Here is a 13,235-nt window from a genome sequence, read left to right as displayed (position 1 = left end):
CCGGGATGGGCGCTGATCGGCGCCCATCCGCTCGGCCTCGGTCGTCAGCGTAAAATCTCGCGCAGCACCTCGCCGTCGACCTGGTGCGGCCTGACGCCCAGGAGTTGCATGATGGTCGGGGCCACGTCGAGATTGCGCATGCGGCGGATCGTCGTGTTGTTGCGGATTTGCGGGCCGGCGGCGATGAAGGTCGCGCTCATCACCGGCAGTTTTGGATCGTGGCCGTGGGCGCCGTAGAAATTCGGCATCGACAGCGTGGTCGTTGCCGCGTTGAACGGTGCATCGCCGAGCCGGGCGACGCCGGGGTTTTGGATGCCGTCGAAATTGTAGCCCGGCGCCATCAGCGCGAACACATCGCCGAAATCCTGGCCGATGGTCTTGCTGGTGCATTGCCCGATCCCGGCTTCGCATTGGAGCGGACGGGTCTCGACCACGGTGAAGAGGCGTCCGCCCTCGAGCGAGAAGTTGAATTTTGGATTTGGATCGGCTGCGTTCTTCACGGCGTCGGTGATCTGCGTCACCAGCGCTGTGTAGGTCGCGGGATCGACGGTGCCGCCCTGTTCGCGCTGCTGCAGGTTGACGTAGATATTGACCGCCGGACCCGAGGTGCGGATCGCCACCTTGCTGGTGTCGATGCCGGCATTCTTCAGGATGTTGGTCATGCTGACCGAGGTGTGGAACGGTGCGAAGCCGTGGTCCGACACCACGATGATGTTGCTGTCCGGCCCCGCCGCCTCGATGATCTGCTTCACCGCCTTGTCGGCGGTCTGATAGGCGAAGCGGATGTACGACTTGTAGCGGGCGACCTTGGCGGCGTCCTGGCCGGCGCCGATCGAGCTCGGGTCCTTCGGATTGGTGCCCTGGCGCGGATCGGTGAGCAGGAACTGATGCTCGGAGCCGTCCGGTTGCTCGATATAGATCATCACCAGATCGGCATCGGGATGGTTCTTGATCGCGCGCTCGCCGATATCGGCCTGGTAGCGCACGAAGGTCTTGACCATGTCTTCGTACATCGCCTCGATCTCGATGTCGGGGAAGTCGGTGAAGCCCGGGCTGAGCCGCTCCGGAATGCGGAAGTCGGCCTGCGGGCGCCAGAACCCAATGCTGTTGTTGATGTCGTCGACGTCGGCCAGCACGGCCGCGTTGCGCGGGATGTAATTGGCGCCGTAGCGGGCAAAGCGCACCACCGACAGATCGGGCGTGAGCTGCGAGACGAAATAGGCGGCGCCGACCCTGGCGCCGCTGCCCTCGAAGAAGAACGGCGCGTTCTCGCCGCCGATCTTCGCATAGGCGGGTCCGGTCGCCGGCGGCTTGAACGGCCCCGCCGTGATGCCGCGCGTGGCATCGAAGAACACGAGGGTGTCGTAGTTGACCTTGTTGTCGTTGGTGGTGTCGAGCGCCGCCACCCGGATCGCGTATTTGAGGTCCTGCGTGGCCGCGCTGGTGCAGGTCGCGGTCTGCACTGATGCGCACGAGAAGGTCTCGATCGGCGTCGGCGTTGCCAGCACCGGGCTGAACGAGAAGCGGCCGGCCGCCTGGAGCGCCGCGGCCACCGCCGGATCGGGCGCGAAGTTCGCCTGGGTCAGGGAAAAGCCCTGCGCGCTGAGCCCGCCGAACGCGCCGAACGGCACGGTGTAGTCGGTGACGCGGATCGGCTGGGCCGGCTGCACCACGGTGCCGTTGATCGAGATGTCGGCACCGTCGCCGCCCGGCCAGGTCGCGGTGACCACCTTCTTTCCCTGCTGGCGCAGTTGCACCCAGAGCGGCGCCGCGGTCGGCTGCGGCGAGGGCCCAAGCGGGCTCTCGCGATAGCCGCCGATTGGCGCCGCAAAGCCGCTGAGGCTCGATGTGGTCGGGCCGACGATGGCCTGGAAGGTGTTGGAGGGAATGTCGTTGTGAACGGCGGTCGAGCCGGTCGCGATCTCGATATGGGAGACCGCGGTGAGCGAGGGCGAAGCCGTGATGTTCTGCAACGCCACGGCACCATGGCGGCTCAGCCGCGCCAGCCCGCCGTCGCGCGGCAGCACGCCTTCGTCGATGAATTGCTGGATGAAATCGGGCTTTGCGCCGTCGAGCGAGATGAGGACCACTGGCGATCTGCGGCCGTGGTGATGGCCCCGATCGCGGGCATTGTCGAAACCACGGCCGTTGTCATCCTGATCGGCGTGTGCTGCCGCTGCAACGCCAGTCAGCGTTGCGGCGAGCGATAACGACGAGATCAGGGAGAAGAGCTTTTTCACGTGAACGCCCCATGTATTTGTTGCGCAACCTGTGCGCGCTTAATCTGAAATGACACGAAGATTATCGAGCGTGGCTGACGACGCGCGTGTGACGCTAGAGCGACGCATGTGCGTCGCTGCGTGAGGGTCGTCGCGAGAGTCCAACTCAACGCCCTGTCGAGTCAGTGATGGGAACTCGCCGGTGCAAGCACGCGCTCACGCGTCTTGTACGCCGCGAACTCGTTCGCTACGCTTGAGAAAATCTGGAGGGGACGCGTGAAGCAGCTCAGGATCGGCGACATCACCATCGATGCGGTGATCGAGCGGGAGGGGCCTTGGCGGCGGCCGCAAGATTTTTTTCCGGCTTATGACGACGGCGTATTCAAGCGTCATCTGCCGACGATGGAGCCGGAGGTGTTCGATGCCGCGCGCGGCATGATGGTGATCACCTACCAGACCTTCGTGGTGCGCACGCCGCGCTATATCATTTTGGTCGATACCTGCACCGGCGAGGACAAGGGCCATCCGCCGCCGTTCGATTTTCCCGGCAAGGAGCGCTGGCGCAACGAGTTGTTCGCGCTCGGCATCGGCTTCGAGCAGATCGACTACCTGTTCTGCACCCATCTGCACATCGACCACTCCGGCTGGAACACGACCTTGCGCGACGGCCGCTGGGTGCCGACGTTCCCGAACGCCAAATACGTCTTTCACAAGGGCGAATATGCGGCCTGGGAGGCCGAGAACGCCAAAGGTAACAACCCGCCCGGCACGGTCTTCCGCGACAATTGCCTGCCGATCGTCGAGGCCGGGCAGGCGCTGCTGGTGGATGACGATTACGCGCTGGATGATACCGTCACGCTGACGCCGACACCGGGGCATTCGCCCTGTCATTGCTGCGTGAATATCTTTTCAAAGGGCCAGCGCGCGGTGGTCGCCGGCGATCTCATGCATCACCAGATCCAGTGCCGCGAGCCGGATTGGTCGGCACGGCCGGATTGGGATCCGAAGCAGTCGGCGGTGTCGCGGCGAAAGTTTTTTGCGTCCGTCGCGGATACGGACACGCTGATCCTGCCGATCCATTTTCCGGCGCCGACGGTAGGATGGATCAAGCCGCTGGATGGGGCGTTCGATTATCGGTTCAGGCGGGAGTGACGCTCTGCATCTCGCCCCGCTTGCGGGGCGAGGTGCATAGGCATCGCAGCGCCCTTACGCGCTGACTTCGCACTTCTTCATGAAGCTGTTCTTGGCGGCGCCGGCGAGCGGCTTGCCGTCGGCGCTGACGGCCTTGGGCGTGCAGGCGTCGGCCTTGCACTTCTTCAGGAACGAGGTCTTGGCGGCGCCGGCCAGCGGCTTGCCGTCCTTGCCGACCGCCTTGCTTTCGCAGGTGTCCTCTGCGAAGGCCGAGCCCGCTGCAAAGGTGGCAACGATCGCAGCCAGGAAAATCCGCTTCATCATGGGTGTCTCCCTAAACCAAAAAGATGGCGCGTGAATTGGAGACTGGAATCGTGGCGCAATCAAGCAGGATCGGGCCGCGGCAGGTCGACGTTGCGGATATTTTCCGGCGCGCGATGAATGCATCTCGTCTTGACGCGTACGGCGTGCTGCCTTGGGATTCGCGCGGATGCTTGCTGCACTGCGCGCAGACCGGGCGGCGCGGACCTGCTAGGCTCATCTCATTACAGCAGGAACGGAGCGTTGCCATGGACGCCGTGTCGAGCCCGCAGTCCGCCGACCAGCATTCCCATCTGGTTCAGCCGCAGGCCATGGAATGGCAGAAGACGCGCTTTCCCGGCTGCGAGGCCAAGACCTTGCTGTTCGATCGCGGCACCGGCCTGATGACCGCCCTGATGCGGTTCGCACCGGGATCGGTGCTGCCCGATCACGAGCATGTCGGCATCGAGCAGAGCTATGTCATCGAGGGCGCGCTTGTCGACAAGGAAGGGCCCGCCCAGGGCATCGCCTGCAAGGCCGGCGAATTCATCTGGCGCGAGGCGGGCAGCCGGCACGCCGCCTGGTGCCCGGACGGCGCGCTGATCCTCGCGATCTTCCAGGTGCCGAACAAGTTCTTCGAAGCCGACGGCCGCGTGGTCGATGCCGCCGGCCAGGACTGGGACGAGGCCTGGGGGCACACGGCGGCGCAGCGGGCGCGCCGCGTCTAGCTGGCCCTTATACGCCGCGCGTGAGCAATGCCTTGAAGTCGGCCCGCGCGCGCTGCGCTTCGGCGCGCGCGACGTCCGAGGCGTCGCCCATGCCGAAATAGCCATGGATCAGTCCGGGCCCCTCGTGGTGTTTGACGCGCACGCCGGCGGCCTCGAGCGCCCGCGCATAGGCGGCGCCCTCGTCGCGCAGGGGATCGAACCAGGCGGTGGTGACGACCGCCGGCGCGAGGCCCTTGAGCGATGGCGCGCGCAGCGGCGAGACGCGCCAGTCGGTCGCGTGAGCGGGATCGGCGAGATAATGCCCGCAGAACCATTCCATAGTGGCGCGCGTCAGGAAGTAGCCGTCGGCATTCTCGGCGCGCGAGGGAAAGCGCGCGTTCTCGCCCGCATCGGCGTAACCGCCGACGACGTCGGTCACGGGATAGACCAAGAGTTGCGCGGCGAGCCCGATGCCGGCATCGCGGCAGGCGATCGCGGTGGTGGCTGCGAGATTGCCGCCGGCGCTGTCGCCGGCAACGCCGAAGCGTTTGGCGTCGCCGCCAAATTCCGCGACACGGCCAAACACGTCGCGCACCGCGGCAAAAGCATCCTCGAAGGCGCCGGGAAAGCGCGTTTCCGGCGGACGGCGATAGTCGACGGAGACGACGACCGCGCCGGTCTCGATCGCGAGATTGCGCGCCTGCCGGTCATGGGTCTCGAGATCGCCCGCGACCCAGCCGCCGCCATGGAAGAACACCACGGTGGGAGCGGGCGTCATGCCGACCCGATAGACACGCGCATCGAGCGGGCCGGCGCCGCCCTTCACCTTGATATCGGCGACAGTGTCGACCGGCGGCGGCGGGATGGCGGCGCGCGAAGCAGCCAGTGCGCGCAAGGAATCGCGGGCGCTCTGTGGCGTCATGACCGCGGGATCGCGCATCGGCATGAGCGGAATGATCTGGGCGATGACGGGATCGAGCGGCGCGGGCATGAGGTCCTCACAGGGTTCTTGGTCTTGCTTGCGGGTTAGCATAGATTTTGCGCGCCGCATCGGCAACCGGCCACGTGTTGTGATGCTGCGGGGATGAACGGGCAGGGAGGCCAAGGAGTGGAATTCGAGACGCTGGTCCAGTCGCGCCGCAGCGTGCGCGGTTTCAGGAACGAGTCGGTGCCGCGCGCGGTGATCGAGGCGATCATCGAGAGCGCCAAGCGCGCGCCGTCGTCGATGAACACCCAGCCCTGGCACGTTCACGTGCTCACGGGCGCGCCGCTCGAAGAAGTACGCCGCCGCAACATGGAGGAGATGGTCGGCGGTGCCAAGGTCAAGCGCGACATCGTCAGCCACGGCGAGTATCAGGGCGTGCATCGCACGCGGCAGGTCGACGTCGCCAAGAAGCTATTCGGCGCGATGGGGATCGCACGTGACGACAAGCCGATGCGCCAGGACTGGGTGCTGCGCGGCTTCCGCCAGTTCGACGCGCCGGTCTCGCTGGTCTTGACCTATGACCGCGTGCTCGATCCCGGCGCGGTCTGCCATTTCGATCTCGGCGCGCTCTGCTACGGCATCGTGCTCGCAGCCTGGGACCGCGGCCTCGGCTCGGTCATCAACGGGCAGGGCATCATGCGCTCCGACATCGTGCGGGAGGTCGCTGATATCCCGGAGGACGAGGTCATCATGACTTGCGTCGCGATGGGTTATCCCGACGACAGCTTTGCCGCGAACGGGGTTCGCTCGGACCGCGAACACAACGACGAGTTCGTGCGTTACGTGGGTTTTGCCGATTAGCACGGCAAAGAGGAGATTGTTCTCCGGCAAAAATTTTTTTGGTGCGGAGTCGTCAGCAAACTCTTGCAATCTCGAACGTGCGGGAGGAACAATATCCGGACTGAAAGGTTTGTTGCTGGCGCGAGGGAATTGATATGCGGCGGCTGGCTAGCCTGGTGCGACGGTTGTTCGGCCCGCGAGTGCGGCGTCCGATCGACGATGATCCCACTCTTCCTTTCACATCCGACGAGTTCGGGCGGCTGATCCGGAGCGGCAAACGCGAGGACATGAAGCTGCTGGCCGAGGGTCTGGCCTGCAATTCGATTCCCCGCCGCGCCAAATACCGCGCCACCCACTAGGGCAGGTGTTCGAGGGGAAGGGCGGCGTTTACCGCGTGAGGGCGACCTGCTTGAACGAGGCGACTAGCGCGTTCTCCAGCTTGCCATTCATCCCGCAGAGAATGTTGTAGGCCTCTGCGCGCGGCATCGTCGGTTTGTAGTGGCGGTGCTCGATGAGCGCCGCGAAGATGTCCGAGATGGTGAGAATTCGCACGATATCGCCGATGCTTTCGGCGCACAGCCCGTCCGGATAGCCGCTGCCGTCGAGATATTCGTGATGATGCAGCACGGCATCGAGGATCTCGGGCGAAATTCCCTCGTGGTCCTTCAAGAACCCATAGCCCGCCGCCGGGTGCGTTTCGATCAGAGCGCGCTCTTCGGCATCGAGACGACCCGGCTTGTCGAGAATGGCGAGCGGGATCTGGGCCTTGCCGATGTCGTGAAACATCGCGGCCGAGTAGAGGCGCTCCAGATCGGCTTTACCCACGCCGAGGCTGAGACCGAAGTCGATGGTGACGCCGGTCACCAGCAGGCAGTGCTGATAGGTTCCCTCGTGGTGGCGGCGTACCGTCGTCAACCACTCGGACAGGCCATGCTCGATAATGCGATCGGCAATCTGGCGCCCGGCTTCCCTGGTGCCGTCGACGTCGAGCGGCTGGCCAAGGGTGACGGACGTGAACATCGAGGCGATGGCGGTCGCTGCGGTCTCGACCGCGTCGACCTGCTGCGCTTCGCCGCCCGGTGAGGCGGTCACCGGCGCGGCATGATCGGACAGCGCCGCCAGCAATTTGATCCGGTTGATCGTGCCGGGAAGCACGAGCGTGGCCCCGAGCGCATAGGCTTGCGAAATGCCGACGTGAGAACTGTGCTCGAGCAGGAAGACGCGCTTCCTGGCCTTTGCCAGCTTGCCGGCGCGCTTCTTGATGGCCGTGATGTTGTCGACGTCGCGCAACTCCGCGCGGACGACGATCGCGTAAGGCACCTGCGCGAGCTTGGCATCGGCGTCGAGGCGTTCGCCCGCGACAGTGAACTTCTCTTCAAGGATCGAGCGGATGCCGGATAGCTTGCCGGACGTGTCGGCCAGCACCTGGACGAGTGGGCGCGCCGTCTCTGCCGCCCGGACACCGCCGTCGCTATTGACGGCGGGTCTTGGGATCGTTCGCGCGCTCTCACGGTCTGACCTAGAGTTACGCCACTGGACTTCAATGCGTGGAACGGAGGCTCGGATCATCTGGTTTGGGACGAGCCCGGCGCGGTGGCTGCCGATGCGCTTGCAGTTCTCTTCTTGCCGTCTGCAGTGATGAAGTGAACGCCGGCCGTGGAGCCGTCGATCCACACCAGCTCGCAGCGCCGATAGGCGAGCCCCGTCGACGACAGCACCATGAAGAATTCCTTCGCCTGCAGCACGTCGAGCGTACCCTCGACCTCGACTTTCGCGCCGGTCTGCGACACGTCGAGCAGAACGCAGCTGCGCCGCCAGGTGCCGTCCGAGCCCATCAGGTTGACGGGCTGCCGGTGATCCATCTTCACGCGAGACGCCTTTCGACCGTCGAACCTCATCGGCTAACCCCCACTTTTGCGCTGCGATGTCCCGGATCGCTTGAGCCTGCCCCTGCTGCGATTTCTCCCCAGCGCACCGTCCATTGGCTGGTCGACAAGAGCAGTGTTTCAAAGATGAGCTGCGCGCGTTCGCGCTGTGCGAAAGAGATTCGAACGCCGCTGCGGCTGCTGAGGATCGCGAGCGTGGTCGCCCAGTTCAGCCGCGAGGCACGGCAGGCCATGACCAGGCCCTCGCAATTCTCGTCGGTCATGACGTGCTCGATGATCTCGATCGGAGCCCCCGAGAGTACCGACAGCGCGGTGACCAGATTTGCAGTCTCTCCGCGGATCGCAAAGCGGTTCACGGTGGAGTCGTTGAGCTTGCCGACCCGGGCGAGGGCGACGATCTCCGGCCTTGCGTTCGCATAGGCCGCCGCACAGGGTAGAGCGGGTGTTGTCGGACCGGATGCCGCATCGTGCGTCGGCGGCACGGCGGAAGCGTCGGGCTTGGCCGGTGGTGTCTTGTCGGGCAGCGTCTTGCCGGCGGGAGCGGACAACAACTTCCTGACGATGAGGTCGGGGGTATCAGGCCTGAGCGCCAGCGCCTTGATAATTTCGTCATCCTGCCCGGCCCCGGCGATCAGTGCGGCATAGGCCGCATCGGAGAATTTCGTCCCCGGGTTCTTGATCAGCGCGGGATAAACCGGCCGGCCACCGTGCCTGATCAGCGCCTCGGTCACATCAGGCGGGATGCTGTCGCGGGCGCAGATCGCGCGTTGCTGCCGTTCGCCGCGCGAGCTCGCAATAGCAACGAGATCGGGCGCGGAAAGTGCCTGCGATTCGAGCAGGATCGGACAAGCGACGTCCGGATCCTCGTGCAAGGCCAGCCGCAGCAGTGTCCCCTGCGGCGCCACGCTCAGTTCAGCGAGCGCCTTGCTGAGCTGCATCAGTGCGTCAACCGCGACCCGTTCCGTCAGGCGTAGCAGGACACCATCGACCACACCGATCAGCATCTGCTGGGGGTGATCGCGGTTCGTGGTAAGCAGGTGGGTGATGCCTTCGAGAACGCGCGTGCAACGCTCCGGCGGGCAAGTTGCGACCGCGTCTTCCAATTCAACAAGACTATCGGCAGGCAAATTTGCCATCATGGCAGGAGCCTGAATTTAAAATAGTTTTGACGATTTAACGACCATCATTGCGCCTGACAGACGTTAATTTGAATTTGAGATTATGAACGCCCAGGTATAAAATGACCGGAGCTACAACCTAAAACGCTATCGAAATTCGGCAGAACGAGTTGCCGCAGCTTGTCCCTTCAACGGAACGCTCGCCAATTGATGCGGGCGGGGTAGAGTAATTCTTTCGGTCTAACGGGGCCTCGAAAGGGGGACTTCAGATCGGCGCTATTGCCGGACGCGCGTCGTTTTAGGGCGCGGCTTTTTTTCATTTGTCATGAGCAACAATGATGATGCGCCAGGATTGGCGCCAAAGATATTTCGTTTCTCCGATGTCGACGAGTTTCGCAGTTCGATACGCGGGTTGAACATCGAGTTTACGCCGTTCGCGCGACGGATTGCGACCGAGCAGGTGATCTTGCGCCTGCCGGGCTGCGACGTGAACGTGACGCGGACGTTTCCGCGCGTGGTGGACGCGCAGCTGGTTGCCGACTGCACGGCGGTCGGTTTCGCGATGGACGATCTCGACGTTCCCATCCGCTTCAACGGCGCGCAGCGCGACCGCGCGGTCGTCGTCATCGGCAGCAGCGGCGCTGCCTACAACACCATCGAGGAAGTGCAGAGGCAGATCGGCTCGGTCGTGTTTCACCCCGAGGTGAAGGGACGCGGCTGGCCCGAGACGAATACCAGCTTCAAGATCTTCGAGACCAGCATGTCGGCGCTGCTCCGGCTGCGGAAGGTGGTGCGGGAGGTGGTGGCGGCCGCGTCCGAGCCGATTGATCCCGCCGAGGTTCCGTTGAAGGGGACGGCGATGAAGGAGTCCCTGTTCGGTGCGGTCGACAGCGTCTTCGCTAACCTCGTCGCCGCACGATGGACGGTGCGGCCGAACGACGGGCGGCAGTTCAAGATGTTCCAGGACATCCGCGCGCTGCTATCCGAGGACCTCTCGCAGCCGATCTACAGCGAGGAGATCGCACGCAAGCTCGGCCTGTCCGTGCGCACCATGCACGACGTCGTGCGCCGCTATCGCGGCATGAGCCTGCACCGTTATCTGCGCCTGCGCCGGCTGTGGCTGGTGCGCCAGCGGCTGCTCGCCGGCGCCGACAGCGTCAAGGCTGTCGCGCTCGCCTTCGGCTTCTGGCATCTCAGCGATTTCTCCAGAAGCTATCGCGATCAATTCGGCGAGACGCCGTCGCAAACGCTGGACCGCGGCCGCGGGCGATAACGCGACAAATCGATCGGGCGCGCCGCCTGCTTTCGTGCTAGCCTGCCGGCCATGAGCAATCGCATCCTCGTCCTCTACGGTTCCTACCGTTCCGACCGCATGGGCATCCGCCTTGCGAACTTCGTCATCGATCGCCTGCGCAGCCGCGGCGAGGAGGTCGAGTTGATCGACGCCAAGGCCATCGGCCTGCCGATGCTCGACCGCATGTACAAGGAATATCCCAAGGGCGCTGCCCCCGAGGCGCTGGAGAAGCTGGCCGGGCAGATCCGCGGCGCCGACGGTTTCGTCTTCGTCACCGGCGAATACAATTGGGGCATTCAGCCCGGATTGAAGAACCTGACCGATCACTTCCTCGAAGAGTGGTTCTGGCGCCCGGCCGCGGTCGTGAGCTATTCCGCCGGCCGCTTCTCGGGCGCGCGCGCGGCGACCGCCTGGCACGGCACGCTGTCGGAGATGGGCATGGTGGTGGTGTCGAGCACCATCGGCGTCGGCCCGATCGCGCAGAGCTTGTCGGCGGATGCCGAGCCGATCGGCGAGGGCGGCAAGGCGCTGGAACGCGCATTCCCGCGCTTTGCGGATGATCTCGCCTGGTGGATCGAGGCGGCCAAGGCGCAGCGGGCACGCAAGGCGCCGCCGTATTGACGTCCCGTAGCCCGGATGAAGCGAAGCGCAATCCGGGGTCTTGCGCGTCAACGGCACCGTCCCGGATTACGCTACGCTCCATCCGGGCTACGAATCTGCGGCTTACGCGGCCCTGACCTCGCCGAGGAAGCGGTCGAACTGACCGGCGAGATCGCGCGACTGGGTCGAGAGCTGCTCGGCCGCGCCAAGCACTTCCCGGGCCGCAGCACCGGTGTCGTCGGCGGCGCGCTGCACGCCCGATATGTTGGTGTTGACCTCCTGGGTGCCGCGGGCGGCTTCCTGGACGCTGCGGGCGATCTCCTTGGTGGCCGAGCCCTGTTCTTCGATCGCAGCCGCAATCGCCGTGCCGATCTGGTCGATCTCGGCGATGACGTCGGCGACGTTGCGGATCGCTGCCACAGTCTCGTCGCTCGCGCTCTGGATCGCGGTGATCTGCTCGGAGATCTCGGTCGTGGCCTTCGCGGTCTGGCCCGCGAGCGATTTCACTTCGGAGGCGACCACGGCAAAGCCGCGGCCGGCATCGCCGGCGCGGGCGGCCTCGATGGTCGCGTTCAGCGCCAGCAGATTGGTCTGCTCGGCGATGCTCTGGATCAGCGTGACGACGTCGCCGATCTTCTGCGCGCCATCGGCGAGCGCACGCGCGGTGTCGCCGGTGCGGCGGGCATTGTCGACGGCGCGGGCCGCGATCTCGGTGCTCTGGGCGACCTGACGGCCGATCTCGGCGATGGAGGAGGTGAGCTCCTCCGTGGCGCTCGCAACCGTCTGCACGTTGGTCGAGGTCTGCTCGGAGGCGGCGGCGACGACCGCGGCCTGGCTGTTGGTCTGGGCCGCGGTCGAGGTCATCGACTGCGCCGTGCTTTCCATGGTGGAGGAGGCGCGGGACAGGCCGCCGACGAGCTCGGTGACCTTGGCCTCGAATGTGCGCGTGAGCTCGTCGAGCGCGTGCGCGCGGCGCATCTTGCCGTCGTTCTCGGCCTGCTTCTCCGCCGCGAGCCGCTCGGCCCGGATCATGTTGTCCTTGAAGACCTGGACGGCCGCAGCCATCGCGCCGATCTCGTCGGAGCGCTCGGCGCCGGGGATGGCTTCCGCAACCTCGCCGTCGGCCAGCCGCGACATCCGCGTCGTCAGGCCGACGATCGGCGCGCAGACGCGGCGGCGGACGGTCACGACGAGGCCGATGCTGGCGACCAGCACGGCGGCAAGACCGAGGAGGGCGATGATGAAGCTGGTGCGCGCGGCCGACGAGGCGCCGGCGAGGACCTGCTCGGCATTGTCGTAGAAGGCATCGCGGACCTCGATGATGGTGCTGAGGCCACGCTGTGTGGCGGCGTAATAGGTGTCCATGTCGTGTTCGTACTTGCCGGTGACCGCACCGTCCTTCACGAGCTTGAGCTCGCGGCCGAACTCCTCGACATAGATCGAATTGAACTTCTCCAGCGCTGCGGCGACGTTCGCCGGGGTTGCCGGATTGCCGCGCAATTCCAGCAGCGACATCACGATCTGGTCGTTGCGACCCTGCGAACGGCTGATGTCTGCCTTCTCGGCGTCGGTCGCCGGCTTCTTGCCGCCGACGAGATTCTTGTGCAGGCTGGAGTTGAAGCCGCCGACATCGCGCAGCGTCATCGCGATGTTGGCGTAGCTGGCCTGCCGGTAGGCGTCGCCGTTGAGGATCGCCATGCGGCGGACCTGCTCGTTGAGCAGCGCGGTCACGCCGCCGTTGAGCACGGCATTGTCGGCGACGATCTTCTTGGCGGCGTCCTTGCGCGCCTCGGCCGGCCCGGCCAGCGCCTTGTCGATGGCATCGCGTAAGCCGGTGAACTTGGCATTAATGCCGTCGATGTTGCTGCCGATGGTGGTGCCGTCGTCGAACGGGCCGGGCAGCTCCTTGCGCAGCGCATTCATCTTGTCGCGCGCGCCGTCGGTCTGCTTGCGCAGCTTGTCCTGTTCGACGAGCAGCGCGGGGTCGATAGTCGCAGGCCCGTAGAGGATGTTGGTGGAGAAGCCGCGCTCGGGATTGAGATAGCGCGGGATGTCGCTGACGGCGCGGACGATTGCGAGTCGCCCCTGCGCCTCGGTGATGCGGTCCATCGTCTGGTATTTCGTCACGGCGACGTAGACGGCAAGTCCCCCGCCGACGGTCGAGAGCGAGACGATGGCGGTGGTCAGGAGCGTACCGATTTTCATGGGCAGTCCG

The 13,235-nt window shown here is 65.2% G+C and carries 13 protein-coding genes; 6 read left to right on the top strand and 7 right to left on the bottom strand.

The window, feature by feature from the left end:
• Positions 1–44 precede the first annotated feature (44 nt).
• Positions 45–2,240, bottom strand: a complete 2,196-nt coding sequence (locus XH79_RS25945; protein WP_271583419.1) for an alkaline phosphatase family protein — start codon at positions 2,238–2,240, stop codon at positions 45–47.
• Positions 2,241–2,495: 255 nt separating this feature from the next.
• On the opposite strand from XH79_RS25945, the gene XH79_RS25940 reads away from it, so the two are divergent.
• Positions 2,496–3,371, top strand: coding sequence for an MBL fold metallo-hydrolase (locus XH79_RS25940; protein WP_271583418.1), 876 nt, complete (start codon positions 2,496–2,498; stop codon positions 3,369–3,371).
• A gap of 54 nt (positions 3,372–3,425) precedes the next feature.
• On the opposite strand, the gene XH79_RS25935 is transcribed toward XH79_RS25940, so the two are convergent.
• On the bottom strand, positions 3,426–3,674 hold the full coding sequence (locus XH79_RS25935; RefSeq protein WP_097660813.1) for a hypothetical protein: 249 nt from the start codon (positions 3,672–3,674) through the stop codon (positions 3,426–3,428).
• Between the two features lie 245 nt (positions 3,675–3,919).
• Here XH79_RS25935 and XH79_RS25930 point away from each other — a divergent pair, with 245 nt between their 5' ends.
• On the top strand, positions 3,920–4,378 hold the full coding sequence (locus XH79_RS25930; RefSeq protein ID WP_271583417.1) for a cupin domain-containing protein: 459 nt from the start codon (positions 3,920–3,922) through the stop codon (positions 4,376–4,378).
• Positions 4,379–4,385: 7 nt separating this feature from the next.
• Here the strand turns inward: XH79_RS25930 and XH79_RS25925 are convergent, their stop codons facing one another.
• Entirely contained in the window at positions 4,386–5,348 is a 963-nt protein-coding gene (locus tag XH79_RS25925) for an alpha/beta hydrolase (RefSeq protein WP_271583416.1), read from the bottom strand.
• A gap of 117 nt (positions 5,349–5,465) precedes the next feature.
• Between XH79_RS25925 and XH79_RS25920 the strand changes: the two genes are divergently transcribed.
• Positions 5,466–6,143, top strand: coding sequence for a nitroreductase (locus tag XH79_RS25920; protein ID WP_212337080.1), 678 nt, complete (start codon positions 5,466–5,468; stop codon positions 6,141–6,143).
• Between the two features lie 134 nt (positions 6,144–6,277).
• Positions 6,278–6,481: a hypothetical protein gene (locus XH79_RS25915; protein WP_271583415.1), complete on the top strand. Its 204-nt coding sequence runs from the start codon at positions 6,278–6,280 to the stop codon at positions 6,479–6,481.
• 28 nt (positions 6,482–6,509) lie between these two features.
• Here the strand turns inward: XH79_RS25915 and XH79_RS25910 are convergent, their stop codons facing one another.
• The 3 genes from XH79_RS25910 to XH79_RS25900 are packed head-to-tail and all read right to left on the bottom strand — an operon-like array spanning position 6,510 to position 9,147.
• Positions 6,510–7,691, bottom strand: coding sequence for an HD-GYP domain-containing protein (locus tag XH79_RS25910; protein WP_271583553.1), 1,182 nt, complete (start codon positions 7,689–7,691; stop codon positions 6,510–6,512).
• Positions 7,688–8,020 (bottom strand): PilZ domain-containing protein, encoded by a 333-nt coding sequence (locus tag XH79_RS25905; RefSeq protein WP_212337076.1) that lies wholly within the window; start codon positions 8,018–8,020, stop codon positions 7,688–7,690. Before XH79_RS25905 ends, XH79_RS25910 begins: the two co-directional genes overlap by 4 nt.
• A complete protein-coding gene (locus XH79_RS25900; RefSeq protein ID WP_212337074.1) occupies positions 8,017–9,147 on the bottom strand; it encodes a DUF2336 domain-containing protein in 1,131 nt (376 codons plus the stop codon). Before XH79_RS25900 ends, XH79_RS25905 begins: the two co-directional genes overlap by 4 nt.
• A gap of 304 nt (positions 9,148–9,451) precedes the next feature.
• Here XH79_RS25900 and XH79_RS25895 point away from each other — a divergent pair, with 304 nt between their 5' ends.
• Both XH79_RS25895 and XH79_RS25890 read left to right on the top strand, forming a co-directional pair.
• Positions 9,452–10,399 (top strand): helix-turn-helix domain-containing protein, encoded by a 948-nt coding sequence (locus XH79_RS25895; RefSeq protein WP_212337073.1) that lies wholly within the window; start codon positions 9,452–9,454, stop codon positions 10,397–10,399.
• A gap of 51 nt (positions 10,400–10,450) precedes the next feature.
• A complete protein-coding gene (locus XH79_RS25890) occupies positions 10,451–11,041 on the top strand; it encodes an NADPH-dependent FMN reductase (RefSeq protein WP_212337071.1) in 591 nt (196 codons plus the stop codon).
• A gap of 102 nt (positions 11,042–11,143) precedes the next feature.
• Here the strand turns inward: XH79_RS25890 and XH79_RS25885 are convergent, their stop codons facing one another.
• Positions 11,144–13,225 (bottom strand): methyl-accepting chemotaxis protein, encoded by a 2,082-nt coding sequence (locus XH79_RS25885; protein WP_212337069.1) that lies wholly within the window; start codon positions 13,223–13,225, stop codon positions 11,144–11,146.
• Positions 13,226–13,235 lie beyond the last annotated feature (10 nt).

The sequence above is a fragment of the Bradyrhizobium sp. CCBAU 45389 genome, from assembly GCF_028128625.1.
In the GTDB taxonomy this organism is placed as follows: domain Bacteria; phylum Pseudomonadota; class Alphaproteobacteria; order Rhizobiales; family Xanthobacteraceae; genus Bradyrhizobium; species Bradyrhizobium liaoningense_B.
The sequence above is the reverse complement of the archived record's forward strand: the minus strand, read 5'-3'. Positions and strand labels throughout refer to the sequence as shown.